Origin of the sequence: Kribbella capetownensis (assembly GCF_004331485.1) — a bacterium.
In the GTDB taxonomy this organism is placed as follows: Bacteria; Actinomycetota; Actinomycetes; order Propionibacteriales; family Kribbellaceae; genus Kribbella; species Kribbella capetownensis.
This window is the reverse complement of the sequence record NZ_SJKD01000002.1, coordinates 501,461-526,885: the sequence shown is the minus strand read 5'-3', so window position 1 is coordinate 526,885 and position 25,425 is coordinate 501,461. Positions and strand designations below refer to the sequence as shown.

The window sequence follows — 25,425 nt, the reverse complement described above, 5'->3', positions numbered from 1 at the left end:
TCAGCAGCCGACCAGGTGCTGGGCGAGGTAGCCGGTGACCTCGGTGAGGGCCACCCGTTCCTGTTTCATCGAGTCGCGCTCCCGGATCGTCACGGCCTGGTCGTCGAGGGTGTCGAAGTCGACGGTGATGCAGTACGGCGTACCGATCTCGTCCTGCCGGCGGTAGCGGCGGCCGATCGCCCCGGCGTCGTCGAAGTCGACGTTCCAGTTCCGCCGCAACTCGGCGGCCAGATCGCGAGCCTTCGGCGACAGGTCTGCGTTGCGCGACAGGGGCAGTACGGCGGCCTTCACCGGGGCCAGCCGCGGGTCGAACCGCAGCACCGTGCGCTTGTCCACGCCACCCTTCGCGTTCGGCGCCTCGTCGTCGGTGTAGGCGTCCAAGAGGAACGCGAGCACGTTGCGGGTCAGGCCGGCCGCCGGCTCGATCACGTACGGCGTCCAGCGCTCACCCTTCTCCTGGTCGAAGTACGACAGGTCCGCACCGGAGTGCTTGGAGTGCGTGGACAGGTCGAAGTCGGTCCGGTTCGCGATGCCCTCGAGCTCGTCGAACTCCTTGCCGCCGAAGTTGAACTTGTACTCGATGTCGACGGTGCGCTTCGAGTAGTGGCTCAGCTTCTCCTGCGGGTGTTCGTAGAACCGCATGTTGTCCGGGTTCAGCCCGAGTCCGACGTACCAGTCCCAGCGGGTCTTCAGCCAGTACTCGTGCCACTCCTCGTCCGAGCCCGGGACGACGAAGAACTCCATCTCCATCTGCTCGAACTCGCGGGTCCGGAAGATGAAGTTGCCCGGGGTGATCTCGTTGCGGAAGCTCTTGCCGACCTGGGCGATGCCGAACGGCGGCTTCTTCCGGGCGGTGCCCATCACGTTCGCGAAGTTGATGAAGATGCCCTGCGCGGTCTCCGGCCGCAGGTAGTGCAGCCCCTCCTCGGACTCGACCGGGCCGAGGTAGGTCTTCAGCAGGCCGTTGAACATCCGCGGCTCGGTGAAGGTGCCCTTGTTGCCGCAGTTCGGGCAGGCGATCTCAGCCAGCTTGACGTCGTCGGCGTCCTTGTTCTTGCGCCGGGCGTAGTCCTCGCGCAGGTGGTCGTCGCGGAACCGCTTGTGGCAGGACTGGCACTCGGTCAGCGGGTCGACGAACTCCGACAGGTGCCCGGACGCCTCCCAGACCTTGGTCGGCAGGATCACCGACGAGTCCAGGCCGACGATGTCGTCACGACTCGTCACCATTGCCCGCCACCACTGGGTCCGGACGTTGTTCTTCAGCTCCACACCCAGCGGCCCGTAGTCCCAGGCCGACTTGGTTCCGCCGTAGATCTCGCCGCACGGGTACACGAAGCCTCTCCGCTTGCTGAGGCTGACGACGGCATCGACGGTTTCCACGGGCACTTTTCGACTCCAGATAACGGGCACAGGTTGCGGTACGAAGGGTCCAGGCTATCGGTCCAGGGTGGCCACCGTCGCATCCGGCCGAACGACCGCTGCTACGGCAGGAACTCGGGTACGTCGTCGTACGCGGTGGGCTCGTCGATCGCCAGCGACAGCAGCGGGACGGCGGCCACTTTCACCTCGTACGGCGACAGTGCGCGACGGTAACTGCCGATGTTCTCCCATTCCATCGTCAAGGCGAGCAGTTCCGGGTCGTCCGCGTTCCGCCCGGCCCGGGCGGCGACGAACCCCTTCTGCTTCCCCAGCACCTCGACCGCACCCCGTAGCCGCTCGAAAAACCCCGGCTGCTCCCCTGGTTCCACCCGGAACCTGATCACCACGAACACAGGCACCACCATAAGACCTGGAACAATGGGGAGATGAGTTCCCCCAGCGGTGGTCAGCCGGCGAGTCCGCTCCGGCAGCGGATCACGAAGTTCAGTTACCCGTACGTGGCGAAGCTGCACGGGATGCCCACCCTCACCCTCCCCGCCATCACGCTGGTGCTGGCCCTGGCCGGAGTCTTCGCTCCGGTGGCGATCGCCGTACCGGCGCTGATCCTGCTCGCGCTGCTGCTGGCCTGGCTCGGGTTCCTTTCCTGGCCCGCGGTCGGCACCGGTCCGCGGTTCCTGCGCGTGTTCTCGATCCTGATCATCCTGCTCTTCGCGGTCTCCAAGATCGCCAGCAGCTGAGCCCGAGACTGTTGCCCTGGGCATCGAGTCAGCCTGATGCCTCAAGTCCCAAGCCCAGCAGGTGTTTGCGGAGGCAACAGAGTTCTCCGGCGATGCGTTCGGCCAGTTTCTCCTGCGTCCGTGGCATATGCGGCCACGTGTAGACCTCCGACTCCAGGTGGTGCGTCAACGGGTGACCACCACCAACGAGGCGGTTCAAGCAGTCGTCGAGTACGCCGTTCGTGCCAGTGAGCGGAGGCGGTAACGCCTTGTGCACAGGGACATGCGCATGCATCCGCCAGGCCGCATGGCCCGACAACTGGTAGGCCAGATCCACGTCGTCAACACCCGGACCGCACCACTCCCGGACCTGACGCAGGTACTTCGGATCACCCAGTTTCGCGAGCGCTCGGCGCCCCGAGTAGTCGGACGGATCCGCGAGCTGCGGCGCCGCGGACAGCTGCGCCTTCACCACATCAATGCCTGCTCGCCAGAGCATTTCGAACCCACGATCGGGTTCCTCGAACTGCACCGCCAGATGGCAGGTGTCGAATCCGAGTCCGATCGCCGATCCCCCGGCGTACGGGCTGGCGTAGCGGCTGAGCCAGGCGGTGGCCTGTCCGAGCATCTCCAGCACGCAGCCCGGTTCGGGTTCGACGGCGATCCGGATCCGGCGGCCCGTGCGCGCCTCGGTCCGGGCGAGATGCCGCTCGACCTGGTCGAATGCCTCCTGTGCCGCGGCGTTCCGGGCCTTCGACCACGGCACCCGCCAGGCGAGCGGCAGCGTCGAGATCGAGCCGTACGCCGCATCGTCCGGCAGCAACTCGGCCAGGACGTCGACCAGATCGAGGGTGTAGCGGAGCCGCTCGGGGTCGGTCCAGTCCGGGCAGTACACCCTGGTACCGACGATCTCCTCGGTGAAGAAGCTGTGCGGGATCCCATTCAGCGTGACGACTTCGAGCTGGTTGCGACCGAGCGCGCGGCGCAGCCTGTTCAGCGCGGCCGGCGAGTTCGCCAACCGGTCGGCCAGCGTGCTCGGGAACCACAGGCCGACGCCGAGCACCGGGACGTCCAACTCCTTGCGAACCAACGACGCGCAGCCGTCGAGACCGGCGATCGCGCCGTCCAGATCGCCGGCCGGATGGACGTTCGCGCAGTACCCCAGGTGGACGGCCGAACCGTCCCGATGCCGAAATCTCATCAGCACTCCTCACCCCGATGCAGCCACGGAAAGTATTTGCAGACGGACTCTCCGTGACCTATTCAGCACTCTAGGAGCCTCGTGCTCCGGAGGGAAGAGGATGGTGCGCAGCTATACCGGTTCGTGAAGGTGCTCGGGTTCGGTCGAGATCAGGTCGCGCGAACGGTCAGCCACCGCCATCGCAGCCAGAGCCGTCGTGAGCGGGACCGCGGCGATGATGCCGAGGCTGCCGACCAGCCCGCGGACGATCTCCATCGCCACCATCTCGGTGGAGATCACATACCGGCCGGGAACACCCTGGATCGCGAACGTCATCAGCACCGGCAAGGCCGCACCGGCGTACGCGAGCACGAGAGTGTTGACGACCGACGCGACGTGCGCACGTCCGATCCGCAGGCCCGCACCGACCAACTCACGCCGGGTCGCGGTCGGGTTCGCAGCGGACAGTTCCCAGACGGCCGCGGCCTGCGTGACGGTCACATCGTCGAGTACGCCGAGCGCTCCGATGACGATGCCGGCCACGAGCAAACCCTTCAGGTCCACGCCGGGCACGAGTGCCTGCACCCCAGACGCGCCCTCCGACGCCAGTCCACTCAATTGGCAGAACTTGGTGAAGAACCAGCCGAGCACCACGGTCAGACCCAACGCGGCGATCGTCCCGGACAAGGCGATCGAACTCTCGGCGTTGATCCCGTGGGTGAGGAACAGCGCGATCGCCATGATCACGGCCCCGCCGACGACCGCGACCAGCAGTGGATTCGAGCCCTTCAGGATCGCGGGCAGGATGAACTGGGTAAGTGTCACCGCGGTGACCGCCAGCGCGATCAGGGCCGCGAAGCCCCGCCATCTCGACAGCGCCACCACGGCGACTGCGAAGATCGCCACCAGCCAGAGCAACGGCGTCGTCCGGTCGTGGTCGACGTACTGGTAGCGCTGCTCGAGCGGAGCACCCTTCTGAATGCCGAGCATCAGGGACTGCCCGACCTCGATCTTCACCGGAGCCTGGCCGGCCTTCGGCACCTGGACCGCCACCGACTTGCCCTCGTCCGGCCCGCTGGTCAGCTTCACCGTGGCCTCGTCGCACTGATCCTTCTGCTCGGCGCACGGCGTCAGCGCGGTGACCTCACCCCGGGCCGAGTCGGTCTGGTACGACGCGACCTTCACGCCACCACCGGGCCACATCACGATCATGGCGATCACCGCGGCCGCGAGCAGCGGCGCGAGAACCGCCGCGACCACGATGCGGACACGGCGGGCGACGATCGCATCCGCGTCGACCACCGAGGTATCGACCACGTGATCGCTGTGGCCGTGCCCGTGTCCATGCCCGTGACCCTGCTGAATATCGATCGTCCGGGGCCGGTTGGGACGACGGTCGGCACGGCGGCGTCCAACGGTGCGACTGGCCATGGATGAACTCCCTGTTTTGACAATCAGTTCCAACTAAATGAAAATGATTGTCATGAGATCTGGTCTTCGTGCTGTCTTCGCCGGCGCCACCGCCTTGGCTGCCGTCACTCTGGCCGGCTGCGGCGGCTCGTCCGCCAGCGGCTCTGCTGGCGGCAAGCTCGACGTCGTAACATCGTTCTACCCGCTCGAGTTCATCGCCCGGACAGTGGGGGGCGATGCGGTGCACGTGACCACACTGACCGCGCCCGGCGTCGAGCCGCACGACCTCGAACTCACCCCCAAGCAGGTCGGCACGATCGCGACCGCGAAGCTCGTCGTCTACGAGAAGAACCTGCAGCCGGCCGTCGACGAGGCGGTCGAGCAGAACGCCGAGGACGCCGGCTTCGACGTCGTCCCGGCGGCCCACCTGGAGGCGACCGGCGCGGACTTCGAGGAGCACGACGAGACCCAGGGCGCGGCCACGCCGGGTGGAACCACCCACCCCGCCGCCTACACCGACGAGGCGCTGGATCCGCACTTCTGGCTGGACCCGGTCCGGTACGCCGATGTCGTCAAGGCGGTCACCGACAAGCTGGTCGCCACCGACAGCGCGAACGCGGCGGGCTACCAGGAACGGTCCAAGGCCCTGCTCGCCGACATCGGCGAGCTCGACACCGACTACAAGACCGGCCTGGCCGACTGCCGGCTCAAGACCTTCGTGACCAGCCACGAGGCGTTCGCCTACCTCGCGAAGCGATACGGTCTGACGATGGTCGGCATCGCCGGGTTCACCCCGGACGCCGAGCCGACCCCGGCCCGGATCAAGGAGGTCCAGGACATCGTGAAGGCCCAGAAGGTGACCACGATCTTCTACGAGGAACTGGTCAGCCCGAAGGTGGCCGAGACGATCGCCCGTGACGTCGGCGTGCAGACCGCCGTACTGAGCCCGATCGAGGGCCTGTCCGACGCGAACTCGCAGGAGACGTACCTGACCCTGATGCGGGAGAACCTGCAGGAGCTCCGGAAGGCGAACAGCTGCGCGTGACATCACAACCACCGGACTCCGCTGCGCCGGCCGTCCAGGTCGCCGATCTCTCGGTCGAACTGGGTGGCCGGCTGATCCTGCGCGGCGTCGACCTACAGGTCCGCCAGGGCGCGGTGGTCGCCGTCCTCGGCACCAACGGCTCCGGCAAGTCCACCCTCATCCGCACCGTCGTCGGTCTGCTGCCCGCGGCCCGCGGCCAGGTCCGCCTGTTCGGTACGCCGGTCCCCCGCTTCAGGCAGTGGAAGCGCATCGGGTACGTCCCGCAGCGCATCACTGCGGCAGGCGGCGTACCTGCGACTGTGTACGAAGTGGTGTCGTCCGGACTGCTGTCGCAGCGGCGGCTGTTCACCCCGATGCATGCGTCCGGCAAGCGAGCTGTCGAGGACGCGCTGCAGATCGTCGACATGGCCGACCGGCGCAAGGACGCCGTGGCTGAGCTGTCCGGTGGGCAGCAGCAGCGAGTCCTGATCGCGCGAGCGTTGGTGTCCGACCCGGAGCTGCTCGTCCTGGACGAGCCGACGGCCGGAGTGGACCTGGCCAGCCAGCAGATCTTCGCCGACGCGATCCGGGACCGGGTCGCGCGCGGCACCACGGTGGTGATGGTGAGCCACGACCTCGGCCCGATGGACGCGCTGATCGACCGGTCCGTCGTCCTGCGTCGCGGCCGGATCGTGTACGACGGTCCGCCGCACGCCTCCCAGACCCACGCCCACGTCCACCACTCACACGGTGGCGACGAACCAGGGTGGCTGACCTCATGACCATGTTCCAGCTGGAGTTCATGCAGCGGGCGCTGATTGCCGGGCTGCTCACCGGACTGTCCGCGCCCGCCATCGGCACCTACCTGGTGCAGCGGCGGCTGTCGCTGATGGGCGACGGCATCGGACACATCGCGATCACCGGTGTGGCCCTCGGCCTGCTCACCGGCACCGCCCCGGTCTTCACAGCGGTCATCGTCTCGATCGCGGGCGCCACAGCGATCGAACTCGTCCGGGCCCGCGGCAAGGCCAGTGGCGACGTTGCCCTTGCACTCCTCTTCTATGGCGGCATCGCAGGCGGCGTACTGCTGATCGGCCTCGCCGGCCAAGGTGCGGCCACGCTGAACACCTATCTGTTCGGCTCGCTGACCACAGTCTCGTCCAGCGACCTGTACGTCGTCGTCGGACTGGCCGTGACCGTCCTGGTGGTGGCGATCGGGCTAGGACCGCAGTTGTTCGCGGTGTGCCAGGACGAGGAGTTCGCCCGGGTGACCGGGCTGCGGGTCCAACTGCTCAACCTCCTCATCGCAGTGATGGCTGCCGTCACGGTGACCGTCGCGATGCGGACTGTCGGCCTGCTGCTGGTGAGTGCACTCATGGTCGTCCCGGTGGCGACAGCACAGCAGATCACCCGGTCGTTCCGCAGTACGTTCGTCACGGCGTGCATCATCGGTGTCGTCGCGTGTCTGGCCGGCATCGTCACGTCGTACAACGCGAACGTCGCTCCGGGCGCCACCATCGTCGTACTGGCCCTGGCCGGGTTCGTGGTGGCGGCTACGGCCGGGACGCTGATCCGTCGGCGGCAGGGCCGGGTCGCGCCGCTGGCCGACGCGGAGCCGGAGGTCGGTGTACCGGTGCCAGAGCCACATGTTGTCAGTGCCGGGCACCCCCATGCGCACAATCCGCAGTGCGGCCACACCAAGGTGGAGCACGACGACCATGTCGACTACGTCCACGACGGTCACCTGCATGCTGCGCACGGTGACCATTGGGATGAGCACTAGGGTTGCCGACTTCTGCGAGAATTGACGTGGACCAGAGAACAGGAGGAACGGTGGCCATCGGAACACGCTCGACCCGTCAGCGCGCGGCGGTAGCGTCGGCGCTGGAGAATCTCGACGACTTCCGGACCGCCCAGGAGATTCACCAGGAGCTCCGGTCCTCCGGTGAGGCCGTCGGCCTGACCACCGTCTACCGGACCCTCCAGGCACTGGCCGACTCACGCGAGGTCGACGTACTCCGGACCGCCGACGGCGAAACGGCGTACCGACGCTGCTCCAAGGGCCATCACCACCACCTGGTCTGCCGCAACTGCGGCCGCACCGTCGAGGTCGAGGGGCCGGCGGTCGAGCGCTGGGCCGACAAGGTCGCTGCCGAGCACGGCTTCGCCGACATCAGCCACACGCTGGAGATCTTCGGCACCTGCCAGGACTGCCAGCAGCCTGCCTGACAAGTGTGACCCAGGTCACCTTTGCCTTTGAGCGCACTCTAAGGCGTACGGTCGAAGACATGACCACGACCGAGCTGACCGCACAGGAACGCTGGCAGGCGATCGCCGCCTTCCACGGCGACCCGGAGCCGATCGACGCCGACCTGCTCTGCCTGCTCGATCTGCCGGACGACCTGCCCGAGCGGATGACCATCGCCGAGGCCGCGGACGTCACTGGGCTCACCGCGCACACGCTGCGGTATTACGAACGGATCGGTCTCGTCCGCGTGGAGCGCGACGACACCGGCTACCGTAGTTATGACCGCAGGGCGCTGGCCCGGATCGTGGTCATCACCAGGCTGCGCGTGTCCGGGATGCCGATCGGCACGGTCAGCCACTACGTGGACCTGGTCGAGCAGGGCGAGCACACCGAACCACAGCGGCTCGCCCTGATGGAGGAGCACCGGGCCCGGATCCAGCAGCAGCTGCGCGATCTGCAGCTCGCACTGGCGGTGACCGACTACAAGATCTCCGTGTACGGCGGCATCGTCCCCTCGTAAATCACGTTTCGCCGGACCGGCGGACCGCTGCGGTCCGTCGGTGGGCGAAGCCATGCCAAATCAGGAGCAGAGATGAAACTGGGAAGCAGCGGAGCCGAAGTCAGCCGGTTGGGACTGGGCTGCATGGGAATGAGCTTCGCGTACGGCTCGACCGACGACACCGAGTCGATCGCGACCCTGCACCGCGCCCTCGACCTCGGCATCACCTTCCTCGACACCGCCGACCTGTACGGCTTCGGCGCGAACGAGGAGCTGGTCGGCCGGGCGATCGCAGACCGCCGGGACGAGGTGTTCCTGGCGACCAAGTTCGGCATCGTCGGCAACTCGCTCGCCGGCGACCGGAGCGTCAACGGGTCGCCGCAGTACGTGCGGTCCGCGATCGACGCGTCGCTGACCCGGCTCGGCACCGACCACGTCGACCTGTACTACCAGCACCGCGCGGACCCCGGCATACCGATCGAGGAGACGGTCGGGGCGATGGCGGAGCTGGTCGAGGCCGGGAAGGTGCGGTACCTCGGTCTCTCGGAGTCGTCCGCGGACACCATCCGGCGAGCGCACGCCGTCCACCCGATCACGGCGGTGCAGTCCGAGTGGTCGCTGTTCAGCCGCGACATCGAGGAGTCGGTGCTGCCGGTTTGCCGCGAGCTCGGCATCGGGCTCGTGCCGTACTCGCCGCTCGGCCGCGGTCTGCTGACCGGCGCGCTGCCGACGGATCTCGCCGACGACGACTTCCGGCGTACCCTCCCCCGCTTCAGCGACGAGAACCTGGAGACGAACCTGGCGCTGGTGGAGCAGGTCCGCGAGATCGCCGGCCGGTACGACGCGACGCCGGGACAGGTCGCGCTTGCCTGGGTGCTTGCGCAGGGCAACGACGTCGTACCGATCCCGGGAACGAAGCGGCGCCGCTACCTCGAGGAGAACTGGGCCGCGGTCGACCTCAAGCTGTCCGCGGACGACCTCGCCTCGCTGTCCGGGCTGACCCCGGCCGGCGCCCGCTACCCGGACATGGCCTGGGTCGCCGGGAAGACCGCACCGCTGGACTGATAAACTGTACGCAGTAAGCCTTCCGTACCGGATCTTCTTCCGGCGGGAGGCTTTTCTGCGTTCTGATTCCTGTGCTGCTGGTGAGGAGACCTATGTTCGTACGACGTGCCGCCGCCGAGGACCGAGTCGTGCTGGAGCGGTTGTGGCTGATGTTCCGGCATGACATGTCCGAGTTCCAGGGGCAGCTGCCCTTGCCGGACGGCGGCTACCGGAGCGAGTGGCTGGAGAAGGTGCTGACCGGGGATCCGGACTGGGCGGGCTATCTGTTCTTCAACGGCGAGAACCCGATCGGCTTCTGCTTCATGCGGGCGCTGACCCAACCGGTGCGAGTCCTGAACGCCTTCTTCATGGTGCGGCCGATGCGGCGCAACCGACTCGGGCTCCGCGCCGTCCAGGAGGTGCTCGCGCACCACCCTGGACAGTGCGATGTCGCGTTCCAGGACAACAACGAAAAGGCCGTCCGCTTCTGGCAGCGGGTCGCGACCGAGGTGTCCGGCGACGTCTGGACCAGGGAGCACCGCACGATCCCGAGCAAGCCCGACGCGACTCCGGACTCGTGGATCTCGTTCAAGGTTTAGAACACGACCACCGATCGCAGTACGTCGCCGTGGTGCATCTTGGTGAAGGCGGCCTCGACCTCGTCCAGCGCGATCGTCTCGGACACGAAGCGGTCCAGCGGCAACCGGCCCTGCAGATGGAGGTCGATCAGCAGCGGGAAGTCCCGGCTCGGGAGGCAGTCGCCGTACCAGCTCGACTTGAGTGAACCGCCGCGGCCGAAGAAGTCGAGCAGCGGCATGTCGAGCGTCATGTCCGGCGTGGGTACGCCGACCAGTACGACGGTGCCGGCCAGGTCGCGGGCGTAGAACGCCTGCTTCCAGGTCTCGGGCCGGCCGACCGCGTCGATCACCACGTCCGCACCGAACCCACCGGTCAGCTCCTGGACCGCTTCGACGACCCCGTCGTGGTCGAGGTCCTTGGAGTTGATCGCGTGGGTCGCACCCAGTTCCCGGGCCACCGCGAGCTTGCGCTCGTCGATGTCGAGGGCAATCACCTTCGCCGCGCCGGCGAGGCGGGCACCGACCACGGCCGCCGTACCGACGCCGCCGCAGCCGATCACGGCGACGGTGTCCCCGCGGCCGACGTTCCCGGTGTTGATGGCGGCGCCCAGGCCGGCCATCACGCCGCACCCGAGCAGGCCGGCGACCTCGGCCTTGGCGGCCGGGTCGACCTTGGTGCACTGGCCGGCCGCGACCAGGGTCTTGTCGGCGAACGCGCCGATGCCGAGCGCCGGGCTGAGCTCGGTGCCGTCCTTGAGCGTCATCTTCTGCTTGGCATTGTGGGTGTTGAAGCAGTACCAAGGACGGCCGCGCAGACAGGCCCGGCAGTTGCCGCAGACGGCACGCCAGTTCAGTACGACGAAGTCGCCGGGCGCCACGTCGGTGACGCCTTCACCGACCGACTCGACCACGCCTGCCGCCTCGTGGCCGAGCAGGAACGGGAAGTCGTCGTTGATGCCACCCTCCCGGTAGTGCAGGTCCGTGTGGCAGACACCACACGCCTGGATCTTCACCACCGCCTCGCCCGGGCCGGGATCGGGGATCGTGATCTCCTCGATCGACACCGGTTTGCCCTTGCCTGTCGCCACCACTCCACGCACCGTCTGAGCCATGCCCAGACGCTAACCGGCTGCGGGTGGTCTCGTCATCTCACGGCGTGCCTAAGGACAGGACGTACTCGTCTACGTACATCCCTCGCGCCGCCTGACCTTTACCACCGTTTGCGCTCGCCGACCCTCTACCTCCTGTCCGTAGGACACGGTCTGTCCACCGGTCGGGGGACAGGGAGTCCGCCGGGCGACGCTCCCGGGGGACGGGGTGCGGACGGGAAGGTTGAGGCATGCAGACAGACAACGCAGTGACGGTGCGGGGGCTGGTGAAGCGGTACCCGGACAAGGTGGCGGTCGACGGGGTCGACCTGGACATCCACCACGGCGAGGTGTTCGCCCTGCTCGGGCCGAACGGTGCCGGCAAGACGACGACCGTGGAGATTCTGGAGGGGTATCGCCACGCCGACGAGGGCGAGGTCAGGGTGCTGGGCACTGATCCGGCGCACGGGGGCCGGCAGTGGCGGGCGCGACTCGGGATCGTGTCGCAGACCTCCCGCGACGAGGCCGAGCTGTCCGTCGCCGAGCTGGTCCACCACTTCGCCGGGTACTACCCGAATCCGCGGGACCCCGACGAGGTGATCGCCGCGACCGGTCTCGAGGAGAAGCGCCGTACCCGGACTCGCAAGTTGTCCGGCGGTCAGCGCCGCCGCCTCGACGTCGCGCTCGGCGTGGTCGGAAACCCCGAGCTGCTGTTCCTGGACGAGCCGACCACCGGGTTCGACCCCGAGGCGCGCCGGCAGTTCTGGACGCTGATCGAGAACCTGCGCACCGAGGGCACCACCATCCTGCTCACCACCCACTACCTCGACGAGGCCGAGCACCTGGCCGACCGGGTCGGCGTGATCGCCGACGGCCGGATGATCGAGGTCGCGACCCCCGACACGCTCGGCGGGCGCGGTGCCCGGACCGCACGAGTCTCCTGGCTGTCTGCCGACGGGATGCGCGAGGTGCGCACCGACCACCCGACCGCCGAGGTCGCGCGGCTGATGGCCGAGTACGACGGCGAGGTGCCGGAGCTGCAGGTACGCCGGCCGAGCCTGGAAGACATCTACCTGGAACTGATCGGGGCGGTCGCGGCCGCTCCGGTCCTGGAAGGAGCGGTTCGATGAGCACGGCGTTGCCCTCCCCCCTCAAGATCGGCCTCTCCCGGACCCGCCTGGAGGTGAAGGAGTTCTTCCGGGAGCGGGAGCAGCTGATCTTCACGTTCCTCTTCCCGATCATCTTCCTCGGCATCTTCTCCGCCGTGTTCAGCGGCACCGACTTCTCCGGCGGCGTCGACGCGGCCACCTACTTCACCCCGGGAATGATTGCCTCCGGCATCTTCCTGACCAGCTTCCAGTCGCTGTCCATCGGCATCGCGATCGAGCGCGACCAGGACGTCCTGAAGCGGCTCCGCGGTACGCCGATGTCCTCACAGTCGTACTTCATCGGCAAGATCGGCGTTGTCCTGGTCACCTCCGTCCTGCAGTTCGGACTGCTGCTCGCGATCGCCGGTCTGCTGCTCGGTGTCGACATCCCGAGCGAGCCGGAGAAGTGGCTGAACTTCGTCTGGATCTTCATCCTGGGTACGGCGTCCGGGTGCGTTCTGGGGATCGCGTTCTCCGTCGTACCGAAGTCCGGGCGGGCCGCATCCGCGGTGGTGACGCCGGTGGTCCTGCTCCTGCAGTTCATCTCCGGCGTGTACTTCGTCTACAGCAGTCTGCCGGCCTGGATGCGCACGGTGGCGGAGATCTTCCCGCTGAAGTGGCTCGCGCAGGGCATGCGGTCGGTGTTCCTGCCGGACGGGTTCGAGGTGAATGAGCCGGGCGGTTCGTGGCAGCTCGGAACCGGTGCGATCGTGCTCGCGGTCTGGCTGGTGGTCGGTCTCTTCGTTGCCCAGCGCGTCTTCCGCTGGACCCGGCGGGACGCGGGCTGATGAAGCACCAACGCGGTACGGCACCGGCCCCGGTGGCCCGGCGTCGTACCGTGTCCGCCTGGGGCGCGCCGCGTGTGTGGGTCCTGGTGTGGAGGAAGATGGTGGCCGTGGAAGCGACGAAGCGGGTGGACCAGCCGGTCTGGACTCGGACGCTGGTCGGCTGGCATGTCGTGTTCTGGGTCCTGCTGGCGACGACGCTGGCCGTGTCCTTCACGGTCGACCTCAGCCCGGTCCGGCGGGCCTTCTTCGTCGGTGCGGTGGTGGTGCTCGGGGCGGCGTACCAGTTCATCGGGCTGCCCGCGATCAGGTCCCGGCGGCGGCTGCCGTCGCACGCCTATCGATTGATTATGATCGCGTGCCTGATGGTGCTGGTCGGGCTGTTCCCGCAGTCGGTGTTCCTCATGTTCATCGTTTCGGCGCAGATCTGGTTGCTCGGCGACAACGTACGCGAGGGTGCGGCGTTCAGTGTGCTGCTCGTGATCGGGGTCGGCGCCGCGCAACTGTGGAGCGCGGGCTGGGGCTGGGACACGTTCTGGGAGGTCCTGCCGTGGATGCTGGTCAGCCTGGTGGTGAGCCTGCTGTTCGGCATCTGGATCGAGAAGGTGATCACGCAGAGCGAGCAGCGGGCGGAGCTGATCGAGCAGCTCGAATCGGCCCGCGACGAACTGGCTGAGGCGCACCACAGCGCCGGAGTGATGGCCGAGCGGGAGCGGATGGCGCGCGAGATCCACGACACGCTCGCGCAGGGTATGACCAGCATCGTGATGCTCGCCCAGGCGGCCGCGGTGGAGTTGCAACGCGGCGGTACGGACGGGGCGGCGGCACGGTTGGCCGCGATCGAGGACACGGCCCGGGAGAACCTCGCCGAGGCCCGCGCGTTGGTTGCCGCGTTCACCCCGGTTGCGTTGTCGGAGGCAACATTGACCGAGGTACTGCGCCGGCAGGCCGAACGGTTCGCGGCCGAGACCGGCGTCGACGTACAGGTGTCGCTGGATCTGCCGGACGAGGAGGTCGCGGCGCTTCCGCAGGCGCAGCAGGTCGTGTTGCTGCGAGCGGCTCAGGAGGCGCTGGCGAACGTACGGAAGCATGCGCGAGCGACTCAGGTCCTGATCACGTTGGGACTGTCCGACGGGCGCGTGTGGATCGAGATCCGGGATGACGGGTCCGGGTTCGCACCCGCGACGGTGTCCGGGGGGTTCGGGCTGGCCGCGATGCGCGGGCGGGTCGAGGAGTCCGGGGGTTCGGTGCAGGTGGAGAGTGCGCCGGGCCGCGGTACCAAGGTGCAAGTGCTGATGCCGGTCCAGGAGGATGCGTGATTCGGGTTCTGGTGGTCGACGACCATCCAGTGGTGCGGTCGGGGCTGGTCGGCATGCTCTCCGTGACCGAGGACATCGAGGTGGTCGGCGAGGCCGGAGACGGTTCGGAGGCGCTCACGCTGGTCGAGTCGGCGCGGCCGGACGTCGTACTCATGGATCTGCGGATGCCTCGGACGGACGGGGTCACTGCCACCGGGGCGATCGTGTCCGGGTACCCGTCGACGCGAGTGCTGGTGCTGACGACGTACGACACCGACACCGACATCCTGCACGCGGTCGAGGCGGGGGCGGCGGGGTATCTGCTGAAGGACACTCCGCATGCTGATCTGCTGGATGGGATCCGCGCGGCGGCGCGTGGGGAGACCGTGCTGGCGCCTCCGGTTGCGGCGCGGTTGATGTCGCGATTGCGTGCGCCGAGCACGCCGCCCGCCGCGCAGCCGTCACCGCGGGAACTCGAGGTGCTGGCGGCGGTGGCGCGTGGGTTGAGCAACGCGGAGATCGGGCGGGAGCTGTACATCGGCGAGGCGACGGTGAAGACGCATCTGCAGCGGCTCTTCACGAAGCTCGACGTGGACGATCGGACTCGCGCTGTGACGGTGGCTTACGAACGCGGGTTGTTGCCTAACCCTCGTACTACTTGACGCTGGTGGGGTTGACGCTTGTGGGGTTGGCCTCGTTGGGGTTTTGCTTGACCTCGTTGGGGATGGCGCCGCCGTAGCGGCGGTCGCGCTGGGCGTAGATCTCGATCGCGCGCCACAGGTCGCGGCGGTCGAAGTCCGGCCACAGCGTGTCCAGGAAGACCATCTCGGCGTACGCGAGCTGCCAGACCAGGAAGTTGCTCGTCCGCTGCTCCCCCGACGACCGGACGAACAGGTCGACCTCAGGGATGTCCGGCGCGTACAAGTGCCGCGCGATCGTCTGCTCATTGATGCGGCCCGGCTTGAGCTTGCCCTCGGCAACTTCTGCCGCGATCTTGCGCATCGCGTCGGCGATCTCCGCCCGGCCGCCGTAGTTCACGCAGAACTGCAGCGTGATCGTGTCGTTGTCCTTGGTCCGCTCCTGCGCGTACTCGAGTTCGTCGATCACGCTCTTCCACAACCGCGGCCGGCGTCCCGACCACACCACCCGCACGCCCATCGCGTCCAACTCGTCCCGCCGGCGATGGATCACCTCACGGTTGAACCCCATCAGGAACCGCACCTCTTCCGGCGACCGCGCCCAGTTCTCCGTCGAGAACGCGTACGCCGAGATGTACTTCACTCCGATCTCGATCCCACCCTTGATCACATCCAGCAGCGAAGCCTCCCCCGCCCGATGCCCTTCCGTCCGAGCCAACCCCCGCTGCTTGGCCCACCGCCCATTCCCATCCATCACAATCGCCACGTGCTTAGGCACCAACTCCCTAGGCACCCCTGGCGCCCGAGCCCCCGAAGGATGCCCATCCGGCGCCACCACCACCTTCTCCCCCCGAGACCCCTCCACACCCCGACGACGACGACCAATAGGCGACATACCCAAATCCTCCCCCACACCCCCACCTCCCCAGCCACGCCCCCCAACCACCCCAACAAGTCCCACCCGCACCCCCGCCTACCGAGACTTCCCACCGACGGGTGGCCGAGTCCAGAAGGACCGATTGCAAGGACAAGGCAACCGCCGCCCACCCCCGCCATCAGGCGAAACCAACGCAAACGACTCCCCCACCCCTGTGGAAAACTCCGCCGCCGAACACCCTCCGTATGACACCCTTACACCAACAGCAACCCCAGATCGGAGCCCTGCATGCCCCGCCGCCCCCTCACCACCACCGTCGCGACGCTCTGTGCCCTCACCGCACTGACCGCCTGCCACGGCTCCCCCGAGGCAGGCCGGCCCAACACAAATCCAACCTCCCCCACCACCAGCCCAACCCCGACCGCCCCCTCAACCCCAACCTGGACCCCCGAAGAACAAGCAGCGATCACCGCCGCCAAGTCGCAGTACGCGAAAGCACGAACTGCTGCAGGAGGGGCCTTGCGCGACCCGGGCACAGCGAGTCGCGATCTATTGGAGGCGGCTGGCAACGGAGGCGCATGGCTCACGTCCATCGTCGAGCGCATCGTCTTCTTGCGCGACCGCGGTCTCTACCAGAGCGGTGATGCCAGGATCGTGTCTTCGACGGCGACGTCTGTGAATCTCTCTGCCGAGCAACCTTCGGTGGTCCTGAAGAATTGCGTTGACGGCGCGGGCGTGATGATGCGATACCGCGCAACCGGTAAGCCCGTGCCTGTCGTCACCACAAGCGGCGGTACTCGGCACACAATGAGCGTCCGCCTCGTCTATGCCACCGCGAAAGGCGGGGCCAAGATGTGGTTTCTGGTCGAGGAGAAGTCGGTCGGATCATGCTGAGGGGTCTCCAAAGGGTTCTACTCGTCTTAGTCCTCGCTGCGAGCATCGGGTGGCTGCATCCGACAGTCTCATCGGCGCAGAACGCGCCTCCTGGCTATGAATGGGTCTGGGATCCTCTGTCGGGCACCTACGTCCTTGTACTCAGCGCAAAGATTCCCGTCGACGGAGATCCTGGGTCGAAAGGCCACCCCCCGAAGCAGCCGAAGAAGCCCACCTGCCAATTCAACGGCGCCGCCCAGGCATGCACTGACGGAGCGATGGGCAACTGGTCGAACAGTCAGCAGTGCTATATGTCGCGCGAGGAACCGCAGCCACCGTTCAGTGACCCGCGGTGGCAGGGGCACACGGACGGGAGCATCTGGGCTTGTGCACGGAAGCAGGGATACGACCTGGGCGAGCACCTGGTCAGCCGCTGGGTATGGCTGCCCGGAGAACCGGACACAGTGGTCATCGATCCACTAACGCTGGCATATCGGGCCATCGCGGCAATGCGACTCGCGAAACCGCTGGTCAGGTCGGCACCGGGTGTCGGGCAGATCGGCCTTGTGAACATGCCTGTGTGGTTGTGGGTGGAGAAAACGGAGAGCACGTGGGGGCCGATCACTCGGAGCGCGACCGTTCCCGGGCTGTCGGTGACCGCCACAGCACAGGTGGAGGCGATCAATTGGTCGATGGGGGATGGCAACACCATTCGTTGTGAGGGCGCCGGAACGCCGTACGACAAGTCGAGAGGGGTCAAGGACTCGCCCGACTGCGGACACCGATACAAGAAGGCCTCTCGCGAGCTGAGCGACTGCAGCTACCCCGTCACGGCCACGGCCCAATGGAACATCTCTTGGCAGAGCACGCTTGGCGATACTGGCGAGCTCTCTGTAACCCAGCAGGCCGCCACGCAACTGCGGATCGGGGAGGCGGTTCCTGTGCTGGTTGATCCCGACGGAGGCGAGGCCGTAGCGCCAGCCAAAGGTGGCTGTGGATAACTCGTGATGTGGTTGGGGCGGAACGAATAGGTTCTTCGTGAGACGTCGGCGGTGATGAGGCTGCCGGACGGTTGAGAGGTGCCCTGCGGCGTACGGGGGCCAAGTGGGGTGCGAGAGGAGAGGAGGCTCGATGCGGCTCGGTGAGTTCAGTAGTGTGCATGCGACTGCGAAGCGGCGCATTCAGCGTGAAGGTGTTGCGGCGGTCGCTCCGGCTGAACAGGAACTGCGTGAGTTGCTTCCGCAGCTCGAGTCGGACGAGGACCGTCGCGTAGCCATCAACCTGATCAACCGGTTGTCTGGGTATGCCGTGCCACCGAAGCCTCCCACACCACTGATGCAGGAAGCGCTGTCGGTCGAGCGCGCCGCCACCGAGTCTGTCGGCTCGGTCGATGAACGCATCGCGATCATGGCTGCGGCCCGCCGGAGGATCTTCGAGATCGCGGACCGGGCGCCGGCCGACGAGGCCCCCGGCATCCGGGCCCTGACTCGCGTCCTAGAGCATCTCGAGAGCAACTTGCGAGACCCGGACTGGCCGCAGGACAGCAACGGCAGCTGATCGATGGCCGTCGTCCGGATCAATCCGTCGTCGGAGGAGTACCGACGGTTCGTCCATCTGTACGAGGTGGCACGTGCACTGCGCCCGAGCAAGATCGATCGCTGGAACCGCGAGCTCTACGCCACAGTCGGCGAAGCGGACTGCTGGGGCAGCTTGCAACCTGACGGCTCGTTCAAGTTCTCGAAAGAACTGGTCTTCGACAAGCTCGGTGACCACGCCACTCCGCAAGAGCGGGTACAGGCACTCACGACCGTACTGCACGAGTCGAACCATGCCCGCGTCCAGATCGACGCCGCCGACGAGCCCAACGCCGTACGCTCGAGACACTCAAAGTCCTTAGACGAAGGACTGACGGAGTGGATCTCCGTCGATGACGTCGCGATGTTCGCCGACAGGGCTGGCTACGGCGAGCTGCCGGATCCGCCAGCCGCATATCCCGCCGCCTACCATGCCGCGAACTCGCTGCTCGAGTATCCCGCCGGCGCAGACGCCGCCAGACGAACAGCCGATCGCGCGATTGACGCTCCGGTGGTGATGCGCTGGGATGTCATCACCGACGAGATCGTCAAGAACAAGCTGGCAGATGTCGTACCGCGGGACCCGCAGCACCAACAGGCCGCGCGAGCCGAGCTGATCAACGCGATGACGCAGCTTTCATGGGGTCACCTCGATACGTCGCAACCGATCGTCGGCCCCGTGGTCGCTCGTGACACCACGCGCGCGCTGGACAACGCGACCCAGCGGGTCCGCGACCACTACACGAAGAGTCCTAGTACGCCGTACCCCACGAAGACGGCGTCTGCCGTTTCACAGCCGCATGACCCCGGTGCCGAAATGCGCGTTCTCACAGGTTTGGCGCCCGCCGCGCAGGCGCCCCTGTCCATGCCCGAACTAGGCGACAGGGCACGCACCGACGCGGCGCACGGCAGAGTCTCTAGCAGTCGGCGTGGGAGCCCGAACCGGTTCGGTCGGCCGGTGGTCCGCGAGCCCTAGGGGGTTAGGTCCAGGTGGGGGAGGGAGCGGAGTTGGTGGTCTTGGTGGTAGGTGAAGAAGGCGGCTATCAGGCCGGTGGCTTCTCGGCGGGTTCGGGGGTCGGCTTGGAGGGCGGTGGGCCAGTCGCCGGTGAGGAGGGCGGAGAGGTGGGTGACGGTGGTGGTGGCCGGCATGGCTGAGGCTGGGGGGCGGCAGGAGGAGCAGACCATGCCGCCGGAGGCTGGGTTGAAGGCTCGGTGCGGGCCTGGTTCGCCGCAGCGGGCGCAGTCGGCGAAGGACGGGGCGTAGCCGGAGATCGCCAGGGAGCGGAGGAGGAAGGAGTCGAGTACGAGGCCTGGTTCGCGTTCGCCGGTGGAGAGGACTCGGAGGGCGCCGGCCAGCAGGAGGTGCTGCTGGGTGGCGGGTTCCTTCTCCTCGACCACGAGGCGGTCGGCGGTTTCCAGGAGGACGGTGCCTGTGGTGTACCGGGCGTAGTCGCCGACGATTCCTTCGCCGTACGCCGCGATGGAGACGGCTTGGGTGACTACGTCGAGGGTTCGGCCGGTGGCGAGTTGGAGGTCGACGTGGCTGAACGGTTCGAGGCGGGCGCCGAAGCGGGAGGAGGTACGGCGGACTCCCTTGGCGACCGCGCGGATCTTGCCGCGGCCGCGGGTCAGCAGCGTCGCGATCCGGTCCGCCTCACCCAGCTTCTGGGTGCGCAGCACGATCGCCTCATCCCGATAGAGCGGCACGAGGTCAGTCTCTCACCCACTACCGACCGTTTCCCCGGCAACTCACCCTAAGGCTGAGAGCGGGAGGAGGGGTGCGAGCGGCACGAGGTCAGTCTCTCACCCACCACCGACCGTTTCCCCGGCAACTCACCCCAAGGCTGAGAGCGGGAGGAGGGGTGCGAGCGGCACGAGGTCAGTCTCTCACCGACCATTCCCCCGGCAACTCACCCCAAGGCTGAGAGGGAGGAGCGGGCGCGAGCGGCAGGCGGTCAGTGTCTCGGCCGGGCGCCGACGATCTGCTCGAGGCCCAGGGGCGCCCGCCCGGTGATTTCTTGGACTGTGGGGGTGAGGTGGCTTAGTTCGCCGCTGGCTATGGCGGCGTAGGAGGTTACCCAGCCGGCTACTTCCCAGGCGGGGGCTCCGTAGCCCTCGCGGGAGCGGTAGGCCTCGTCCAGGGTTTCGGGCTCGTAGCGGATCTTTCGGCCCAGGGCGTCGGACAGTACGCCGGCCGCCTCGGCCAGGGTGAAGGCGGAGGGCCCGGTCAGTTCGTACGTCGCGCCGGCGTGCCCGGAGTCGGCGAGGACCCGGGCCGCAACGGCAGCCACGTCGTCACGGGCGACGGCCGCGACCCGTCCGTCCCCCGCCGGACCCCGGATCACTCCGTCCTCGCCGACGAAGCCCGGTACGAAGTCCAGATACAGGTTGTCCCGCAGGAACGTGAACTCCACGTCGAGCGAGCGGATGTGCTGCTCGGTGTGCCAGTGGTCGCGGGCGAAGGTGAACGTCGCCCCCGGTGCGGCCCCGGCGAACGACGTGTACACGATCCGCCGTACGCCGGCTGCCACCGCAGCATCAACTGTTGCCTCGTGCAACGCCACCCGATCTGCGGACTCCGTTGCGCTGAGCAACATCAGGGTGTCAACCCCGTCCAGCGCGTTCAGCAGTGCCGCGTGCTCGCCGTACGCCGCCTGGGCCACCTCGGCACCAGGGAGCGAAGGAGCCCGCGCCGGATCCCGGACGAGCAGCCGTTGCGGTACGCCGGAATCCGCCAGCAACCTGGCGATCCGGGAACCGAGCTGCCCGGTGGATCCGGTGACACCGATCACTTGCCCACCAGGTCCATCCCGCCGTCGGTGTAACGCTGCCCGGTCGCCACATCTGCCGGAAACGCCTCATCCAGAGCGGCGAGTTCCTCGGCCGTGAGCGTGACGTCGGCGGCACCGAGGTTCTCGGCCAGGTACTTGCGCCGCTTCGTCCCCGGGATCGGTGCCACGTTGTTGCCCTGAGCAAGCAGCCATGCCAGCGCGAGCTGACTGGCGGTGACGCCCTTGGCCGCCGCCAGCTCCCGGACCTTCTCCACCAGGTCCAGGTTGCGCTGGAAGTTCTCGCCCATGAACCGCGGCAGCCCGCGCCGCATGTCGTCCGGCTCGAAGTCGTCCGGCGACTTCAGCTGCCCGGTGAGGAATCCACGCCCGAGCGGGCTGAACGGCACGAACCCGATCCCGAGCTCGCGCAGAGTCGGCAGTACGACGGTCTCCGGGTCGCGCGTCCACAGCGACCACTCGCTCTGGACGGCGCTGATCGGGTGCACCGCGTGCGCGGCCCGGACCGTGTCGCCGTTGACCTCGGACAGGCCGAGGTACCGCACCTTGCCGGCCTTCACCATCGAGGCCATCGCGCCGACGGTCTCCTCGATCGGGACCTGCGGGTCCTTGCGGTGCAGGTACCAGAGATCGACGTGGTCCACGCCGAGCCGCCGCAGCGACGCATCGATCGCCTGCCGGGCGTACTCCGGCGATCCGTCGACGACGTTCGGGAGAGCCGCGCTGCTGGCGGGCTTCTTGAAGCCGAACTTGGTCGCCAGCACCACCTGGTCGCGGCGGCCGGTCAGCCCGCGGCCGACGAGTTCCTCGTTGGCGCCGTCGCCGTACACGTCGGCGGTGTCGATGAAGGTGCAGCCGGCGTCGATGGCGGCGTGCAGGGTCGCGATGGACTCCGACTCGTCCGTGGTCGCACCGTAGGACTGGGACATCCCCATGCAGCCGAGGCCGAGGCAGGAAACGGTCAGGTCACCGAGCTGGGATTCACGCATGTGCCGAACCTACCGCCGTCACCGGTTGCGGTGGGCAACACCCTCGGGCGGTGACCGTCCGTGATCGCGTTCCTGCCTAGACAACAACTCTGTGACATTTCGCCACGGTCAGGCCGACCCGGCGCCGCGTTCCGTATCTTCAGGCGAGCGAGCGAGCGGAACACTGGGGTGGGTGAACACATGTTTCTCCGGAAGGCGCTGCGGTACCGGTGGTCCCAGGCGCTGGTGCTGGCGGGCGTCAGCCTGCTGATCGGCACCTGCGCCGTGTTCGCGCCCTGGTACGCCCGGGCCGTCGAGCAGACCGTGACGACGGAGACCCTGTCCGCGCAGCGCCTGACCGCGGCCTGGCAGATCGCGGGACTGCCCCGCAGCCGGGCGCAGGGTCCCGGCACCGATCGCCCGGAGAGCCTCGACCAACTGATCCCCGCCGACCTCAAGCCGCTCTTCTCGCCGCCCGTGCACGGCATCTACACCGACATCGGCTGGCGGCTCCAGCCTGCCGATGACGCGGTCGTCGGCCGGCTGACCTGGCGCGACGGGTACTGCGAGCAGCTTGTGCTGGCCGAGGGCCGCTGCCCGACCGCCCCGAACGAGGTGATGGCCTCGACCGCGGACACCGGCACCTGGCAGTTCAAGGTCGGCACCGTCCTCACCGGTAAGTCGTCGGACCTCGCCGACGGGGAGCAGAAGCTCACGGTCGTCGGCCTGTACAAGCCGAAGCAGCCGCGCGGCGACTACTGGTTCGGCGCCTACCCGACCGGCCACTCGCGCAAGCCCGGCGGCAAGGATCCGGGCTCGGCGGACTTCCTCTTCACTCCGCGTACGACGTTCGACGGGACTCAATGGTCGCCGCGGATGACCGCGGACACCGCGCCGATCCCCGGTGTGGCGCGTATCAACGACCTGCCCCGGTTGCAGAACGCCACGGCGACGGTGAATGGCAACGCGGTGGAGCGAGGCGTCTACGCGGAAACCACGTCGGGACTCACCTCACTGGTCGACCGGATCCAGAGTGAACGCAAGCAGGCCACCACGATCATCCCGCTGATCATGGTGCAGGTCGCTCTGTTCGGGGTGGTCGTTCTGGCCCTGGCGTTGGGGGCTGTGGTCGACCAGCGTCGGCCGGAGATTGGTCTCGCACGTCTGCGCGGATCGTCTGCTCGCCGTACTGCACGCTCGTTGTCCGTCGAGCTGGGCTTGCCTGTTCTGATCGGTGGGCTGGCAGGTGCTCTCGGCGGCTTCGGACTGCTGCTGATTGTCCGAGCGACCTGGTTGCGCAACGGCTCCCCCCTTGAGATGCCGTGGACCGTGCCAGTGGCGCTGGCCGTTGCCGTGGTCCTCTCGCTGATCGTCGTGGCGCTGCAGGTTCGCGGCGGCGTGCGGCAGCCGATCTCGAGCCTGCTGCGTCGAGTGGTCCCACGACGGCGTGGCAGGGCGATCGGGGTGCTGGACCTCTGCGTTATCGTCTTCGCGGTGGCAGGTCTCGCGGCCGCACTGACGGGTGATGGCCGCGGCCCACTGCCCGTCCTTACGCCAGCCCTGCTGGCGCTGGCGGTCGGGCTAACGTTCGCTCACCTGCTGCTGCCCATCGCTGGCCTGGTCAGCCGACAGGCCGCGCGGCGGGGACGGCTGGGCCTAGCGCTCGGCGCGCTGCAGGTCTCCCGTCGGCCTGCGGTTACTCGCATCGTCGCAGCGGTCGCGGTGGCCGGCGGACTGGTCGCGTTCGCCGGGCAGGCCGCGTCGGTCGGCGACCACAACCGGGACACCCGGGCGGGCTACGAGACCGGAGCCCAAGCGGTACTGCGGATGAACGCCTTGTATTTGAACGAGTTCACCCAAGCGGTCGACCAGATCGATCCGGACCGGCACTGGATGACCCCGGTGGTCACGTCGCGACCGCCGGCACCCGACTCGCTGAAGTCGATGATGATCGAGCCGGACAGCTTCCGGCGGATCGCCTACCGCGGCGACCTGATGACCGACGCCGAAGGCTGGCAGACGCTGAAAGCACCGGCCGGGCTGAAGCCGATCGAGTTCCGCAGCTCCCAGCTCACCGTCACCGCGGCGACCGGTCCGATGAAGCCGCTCGCATCGCAGACGCCGAACGGCGCGCAGACGGCAACCGAGCCGCCGAAGTCGGTCGTCCTGCGGGCGAACGTGGTGAGTCTGCGCAACGGCGGCCGCTACCTGGTCACCTTCCCGCCGATGCCGCTGGTCCCGGGCGAGCCGGTCGAACTCAAGGCCCCGGTCGACTGCCTGGGTGGTTGCCAGTTGCTCCGGCTCGGCATTGGTCGCGAACCACTCGACCAGGCCGGCATCCAGGGTGACGTGACCATCAACAAGATCTCCAGTGACGACCGGCCATCCATCACGATCGGCTCGCCGGACAACTGGCAGGCGGTCCGGCAGCTCGACTCCGACACCGGATCCGTCACCGCGAAGACCGGCGGATTGTTGACAATCGCCCTGAAGAGCCTGGGCAACGACCAGTTCCTGCAGTACGCGACCGTGCCGCCGGTGATCCCGGCGCTGGTGACGTCGGAGTTCCCGTTCGACGACGGCGCGAGCACGAGCCCTGCGATCGACGGCACCCCGCTGACGCTGGCCAAGGTCGACCGGCTGAAAGGCCCGGTGGATCGCTACCCCGACCGCACCGCGGTCGTCGATCTCGAGACGGTACGACGGCTGGCCGGCACGGTGGATGAGGGCGCGACGGACTACGAGCTGTGGCTGAATGCGGACGGCCTGGCGAATGTCGACACGATCACTCAGAAGCTCAGCCAGGCAGGGTTCGCGGCCGAACTCGTCGACCGCCGCACCGACCGGATCGCGTCGTACGGGCGGTCGGCGAGTGCGCTCGCGCTGCAGCTGACGCCGGTTGTCGGCATCGCGGGGTGGGCGCTGGCCCTCGTCGTACTGCTGCTGACCGTGGTGACGTCGTGGCGGTCGCGGGCGCAGGACTACGCGAGCCTGCGGATCACCGGCGTACCGTCCAACACGACAGGTCGAGCTGCCCGGTGGGAGCAGACCGGTCCGGTCGCGCTGGCCGTGCTGCTCGGGTCGTTGTGTGGTGTGGTCGGCGCGCAGATCGCACTGCCGCTCATACCTCTGTTTGCTGATACCGGTGGGCCGATACCGCTGGAGCTCGCGACCAACTGGCCCGTCGCACTGGTGCTGTGGGTCGCCGGTACTGCGGTACTCGCCGCAGCCACCCTGCTGCTCGGCACCGGGGTCAACCGACGCGCTGGCTACAGCCGGATCCGGGAGGAGCTGACGTGAACGAGCGA

General features: G+C 67.8%; 26 protein-coding genes. 17 read left to right on the top strand and 9 right to left on the bottom strand.

The window, feature by feature from the left end:
- Together E0H75_RS12825 and E0H75_RS12820 are read right to left on the bottom strand one after the other, a co-directional pair.
- Positions 1-1,386 carry a glycine--tRNA ligase gene (locus E0H75_RS12825; protein WP_131513717.1) on the bottom strand — a complete coding sequence of 462 codons (1,386 nt, stop codon included), beginning with the start codon at positions 1,384-1,386 and terminating at the stop codon, positions 1-3.
- Between the two features lie 95 nt (positions 1,387-1,481).
- On the bottom strand, positions 1,482-1,772 hold the full coding sequence (locus tag E0H75_RS12820; RefSeq protein WP_202872975.1) for an antibiotic biosynthesis monooxygenase family protein: 291 nt from the start codon (positions 1,770-1,772) through the stop codon (positions 1,482-1,484).
- Positions 1,773-1,805: 33 nt separating this feature from the next.
- On the opposite strand from E0H75_RS12820, the gene E0H75_RS12815 reads away from it, so the two are divergent.
- A complete protein-coding gene (locus E0H75_RS12815) occupies positions 1,806-2,117 on the top strand; it encodes a DUF6703 family protein (RefSeq protein ID WP_131513715.1) in 312 nt (103 codons plus the stop codon).
- Positions 2,118-2,145: 28 nt separating this feature from the next.
- On the opposite strand, the gene eboE is transcribed toward E0H75_RS12815, so the two are convergent.
- Positions 2,146-3,297, bottom strand: a complete 1,152-nt coding sequence (gene eboE, locus E0H75_RS12810; RefSeq protein ID WP_131513714.1) for a metabolite traffic protein EboE — start codon at positions 3,295-3,297, stop codon at positions 2,146-2,148.
- A 111-nt stretch (positions 3,298-3,408) separates the two neighbouring features.
- Entirely contained in the window at positions 3,409-4,707 is a 1,299-nt protein-coding gene (locus tag E0H75_RS12805) for a YibE/F family protein (RefSeq protein WP_131513713.1), read from the bottom strand.
- A gap of 52 nt (positions 4,708-4,759) precedes the next feature.
- Here E0H75_RS12805 and E0H75_RS12800 point away from each other — a divergent pair, with 52 nt between their 5' ends.
- The 7 genes from E0H75_RS12800 (at position 4,760) to E0H75_RS12770 (ending at position 10,100) form a co-directional block, all read left to right on the top strand.
- On the top strand, positions 4,760-5,731 hold the full coding sequence (locus E0H75_RS12800) for a metal ABC transporter substrate-binding protein (RefSeq protein ID WP_131513712.1): 972 nt from the start codon (positions 4,760-4,762) through the stop codon (positions 5,729-5,731).
- A complete protein-coding gene (locus E0H75_RS12795) occupies positions 5,728-6,492 on the top strand; it encodes a metal ABC transporter ATP-binding protein (protein ID WP_238162985.1) in 765 nt (254 codons plus the stop codon). Before E0H75_RS12800 ends, E0H75_RS12795 begins: the two co-directional genes overlap by 4 nt.
- The gene (locus E0H75_RS12790; RefSeq protein WP_131513710.1) at positions 6,489-7,493 is read left to right on the top strand and encodes a metal ABC transporter permease; all 1,005 of its coding nucleotides are present in this window, start codon (positions 6,489-6,491) and stop codon (positions 7,491-7,493) included. Before E0H75_RS12795 ends, E0H75_RS12790 begins: the two co-directional genes overlap by 4 nt.
- A gap of 50 nt (positions 7,494-7,543) precedes the next feature.
- Positions 7,544-7,939 (top strand): Fur family transcriptional regulator, encoded by a 396-nt coding sequence (locus tag E0H75_RS12785; RefSeq protein ID WP_131513709.1) that lies wholly within the window; start codon positions 7,544-7,546, stop codon positions 7,937-7,939.
- 59 nt (positions 7,940-7,998) lie between these two features.
- The gene (locus E0H75_RS12780; RefSeq protein ID WP_131513708.1) at positions 7,999-8,478 is read left to right on the top strand and encodes a MerR family transcriptional regulator; all 480 of its coding nucleotides are present in this window, start codon (positions 7,999-8,001) and stop codon (positions 8,476-8,478) included.
- Positions 8,479-8,550: 72 nt separating this feature from the next.
- Positions 8,551-9,522, top strand: coding sequence for an aldo/keto reductase (locus E0H75_RS12775; RefSeq protein WP_131513707.1), 972 nt, complete (start codon positions 8,551-8,553; stop codon positions 9,520-9,522).
- Positions 9,523-9,614: 92 nt separating this feature from the next.
- The gene (locus E0H75_RS12770; RefSeq protein WP_131513706.1) at positions 9,615-10,100 is read left to right on the top strand and encodes a GNAT family N-acetyltransferase; all 486 of its coding nucleotides are present in this window, start codon (positions 9,615-9,617) and stop codon (positions 10,098-10,100) included.
- Here E0H75_RS12770 and E0H75_RS12765 read toward each other — a convergent pair.
- Entirely contained in the window at positions 10,097-11,191 is a 1,095-nt protein-coding gene (locus E0H75_RS12765; protein WP_131513705.1) for an S-(hydroxymethyl)mycothiol dehydrogenase, read from the bottom strand. The genes E0H75_RS12770 and E0H75_RS12765 overlap by 4 nt on opposite strands.
- A gap of 227 nt (positions 11,192-11,418) precedes the next feature.
- Here E0H75_RS12765 and E0H75_RS12760 point away from each other — a divergent pair, with 227 nt between their 5' ends.
- From E0H75_RS12760 to E0H75_RS12745, 4 genes are all read left to right on the top strand, one after another.
- Entirely contained in the window at positions 11,419-12,297 is an 879-nt protein-coding gene (locus E0H75_RS12760) for an ABC transporter ATP-binding protein (RefSeq protein WP_131513704.1), read from the top strand.
- Positions 12,294-13,103, top strand: a complete 810-nt coding sequence (locus E0H75_RS12755; protein WP_131350128.1) for an ABC transporter permease — start codon at positions 12,294-12,296, stop codon at positions 13,101-13,103. The genes E0H75_RS12760 and E0H75_RS12755 overlap by 4 nt, the downstream gene beginning before the upstream one ends.
- Before the next feature lie 98 nt (positions 13,104-13,201).
- On the top strand, positions 13,202-14,419 hold the full coding sequence (locus E0H75_RS12750) for a sensor histidine kinase (protein WP_131514099.1): 1,218 nt from the start codon (positions 13,202-13,204) through the stop codon (positions 14,417-14,419).
- Positions 14,416-15,060 carry a response regulator gene (locus tag E0H75_RS12745; protein ID WP_131513703.1) on the top strand — a complete coding sequence of 215 codons (645 nt, stop codon included), beginning with the start codon at positions 14,416-14,418 and terminating at the stop codon, positions 15,058-15,060. Before E0H75_RS12750 ends, E0H75_RS12745 begins: the two co-directional genes overlap by 4 nt.
- On the opposite strand, the gene E0H75_RS12740 is transcribed toward E0H75_RS12745, so the two are convergent.
- The gene (locus tag E0H75_RS12740) at positions 15,053-15,874 is read right to left on the bottom strand and encodes an isoprenyl transferase (protein ID WP_475009173.1); all 822 of its coding nucleotides are present in this window, start codon (positions 15,872-15,874) and stop codon (positions 15,053-15,055) included. The genes E0H75_RS12745 and E0H75_RS12740 overlap by 8 nt on opposite strands.
- Positions 15,875-16,432: 558 nt before the next feature.
- On the opposite strand from E0H75_RS12740, the gene E0H75_RS12735 reads away from it, so the two are divergent.
- From E0H75_RS12735 to E0H75_RS12720, 4 genes are all read left to right on the top strand, one after another.
- Entirely contained in the window at positions 16,433-16,807 is a 375-nt protein-coding gene (locus E0H75_RS12735) for a hypothetical protein (protein WP_131513701.1), read from the top strand.
- A gap of 257 nt (positions 16,808-17,064) precedes the next feature.
- Entirely contained in the window at positions 17,065-17,787 is a 723-nt protein-coding gene (locus E0H75_RS12730; protein ID WP_131513700.1) for an ATP/GTP-binding protein, read from the top strand.
- A gap of 130 nt (positions 17,788-17,917) precedes the next feature.
- The gene (locus E0H75_RS12725) at positions 17,918-18,343 is read left to right on the top strand and encodes a hypothetical protein (RefSeq protein WP_131513699.1); all 426 of its coding nucleotides are present in this window, start codon (positions 17,918-17,920) and stop codon (positions 18,341-18,343) included.
- Positions 18,344-18,346: 3 nt separating this feature from the next.
- Entirely contained in the window at positions 18,347-19,336 is a 990-nt protein-coding gene (locus E0H75_RS12720) for a hypothetical protein (RefSeq protein WP_131513698.1), read from the top strand.
- On the opposite strand, the gene recO is transcribed toward E0H75_RS12720, so the two are convergent.
- The 3 genes from recO to E0H75_RS12705 all read right to left on the bottom strand — a co-directional run bounded on the left by recO (position 19,333) and on the right by E0H75_RS12705 (position 22,138).
- Positions 19,333-20,067: a DNA repair protein RecO gene (recO, locus tag E0H75_RS12715; RefSeq protein WP_131513697.1), complete on the bottom strand. Its 735-nt coding sequence runs from the start codon at positions 20,065-20,067 to the stop codon at positions 19,333-19,335. The genes E0H75_RS12720 and recO overlap by 4 nt on opposite strands.
- A 248-nt stretch (positions 20,068-20,315) precedes the next feature.
- Positions 20,316-21,152: an SDR family oxidoreductase gene (locus tag E0H75_RS12710; protein WP_131513696.1), complete on the bottom strand. Its 837-nt coding sequence runs from the start codon at positions 21,150-21,152 to the stop codon at positions 20,316-20,318.
- Positions 21,149-22,138 (bottom strand): aldo/keto reductase, encoded by a 990-nt coding sequence (locus E0H75_RS12705; protein ID WP_131513695.1) that lies wholly within the window; start codon positions 22,136-22,138, stop codon positions 21,149-21,151. Before E0H75_RS12705 ends, E0H75_RS12710 begins: the two co-directional genes overlap by 4 nt.
- A gap of 180 nt (positions 22,139-22,318) precedes the next feature.
- Here E0H75_RS12705 and E0H75_RS12700 point away from each other — a divergent pair, with 180 nt between their 5' ends.
- Entirely contained in the window at positions 22,319-25,417 is a 3,099-nt protein-coding gene (locus E0H75_RS12700) for an FtsX-like permease family protein (RefSeq protein WP_131513694.1), read from the top strand.
- Positions 25,418-25,425: the final 8 nt, after the last annotated feature.

What these genes read in the sequence shown, in the direction of transcription:
- E0H75_RS12815 (WP_131513715.1), top strand. Translation starts at nt 1,806, where the DNA reads ATGAGTTCCCCCAGCGGTGGTCAGCCGGCGAGTCCGCTCCGGCAGCGG.
- eboE (WP_131513714.1), bottom strand. Translation starts at nt 3,297, where the DNA reads ATGAGATTTCGGCATCGGGACGGTTCGGCCGTCCACCTGGGGTACTGC.
- E0H75_RS12805 (WP_131513713.1), bottom strand. Translation starts at nt 4,707, where the DNA reads ATGGCCAGTCGCACCGTTGGACGCCGCCGTGCCGACCGTCGTCCCAAC.
- E0H75_RS12800 (WP_131513712.1), top strand. Translation starts at nt 4,760, where the DNA reads ATGAGATCTGGTCTTCGTGCTGTCTTCGCCGGCGCCACCGCCTTGGCT.
- E0H75_RS12790 (WP_131513710.1), top strand. Translation starts at nt 6,489, where the DNA reads ATGACCATGTTCCAGCTGGAGTTCATGCAGCGGGCGCTGATTGCCGGG.
- E0H75_RS12780 (WP_131513708.1), top strand. Translation starts at nt 7,999, where the DNA reads ATGACCACGACCGAGCTGACCGCACAGGAACGCTGGCAGGCGATCGCC.
- E0H75_RS12775 (WP_131513707.1), top strand. Translation starts at nt 8,551, where the DNA reads ATGAAACTGGGAAGCAGCGGAGCCGAAGTCAGCCGGTTGGGACTGGGC.
- E0H75_RS12770 (WP_131513706.1), top strand. Translation starts at nt 9,615, where the DNA reads ATGTTCGTACGACGTGCCGCCGCCGAGGACCGAGTCGTGCTGGAGCGG.
- E0H75_RS12765 (WP_131513705.1), bottom strand. Translation starts at nt 11,191, where the DNA reads ATGGCTCAGACGGTGCGTGGAGTGGTGGCGACAGGCAAGGGCAAACCG.
- E0H75_RS12760 (WP_131513704.1), top strand. Translation starts at nt 11,419, where the DNA reads ATGCAGACAGACAACGCAGTGACGGTGCGGGGGCTGGTGAAGCGGTAC.
- E0H75_RS12755 (WP_131350128.1), top strand. Translation starts at nt 12,294, where the DNA reads ATGAGCACGGCGTTGCCCTCCCCCCTCAAGATCGGCCTCTCCCGGACC.
- E0H75_RS12750 (WP_131514099.1), top strand. Translation starts at nt 13,202, where the DNA reads ATGGTGGCCGTGGAAGCGACGAAGCGGGTGGACCAGCCGGTCTGGACT.
- E0H75_RS12730 (WP_131513700.1), top strand. Translation starts at nt 17,065, where the DNA reads ATGGGCAACTGGTCGAACAGTCAGCAGTGCTATATGTCGCGCGAGGAA.
- E0H75_RS12725 (WP_131513699.1), top strand. Translation starts at nt 17,918, where the DNA reads ATGCGGCTCGGTGAGTTCAGTAGTGTGCATGCGACTGCGAAGCGGCGC.
- E0H75_RS12720 (WP_131513698.1), top strand. Translation starts at nt 18,347, where the DNA reads ATGGCCGTCGTCCGGATCAATCCGTCGTCGGAGGAGTACCGACGGTTC.
- E0H75_RS12705 (WP_131513695.1), bottom strand. Translation starts at nt 22,138, where the DNA reads ATGCGTGAATCCCAGCTCGGTGACCTGACCGTTTCCTGCCTCGGCCTC.
- E0H75_RS12700 (WP_131513694.1), top strand. Translation starts at nt 22,319, where the DNA reads ATGTTTCTCCGGAAGGCGCTGCGGTACCGGTGGTCCCAGGCGCTGGTG.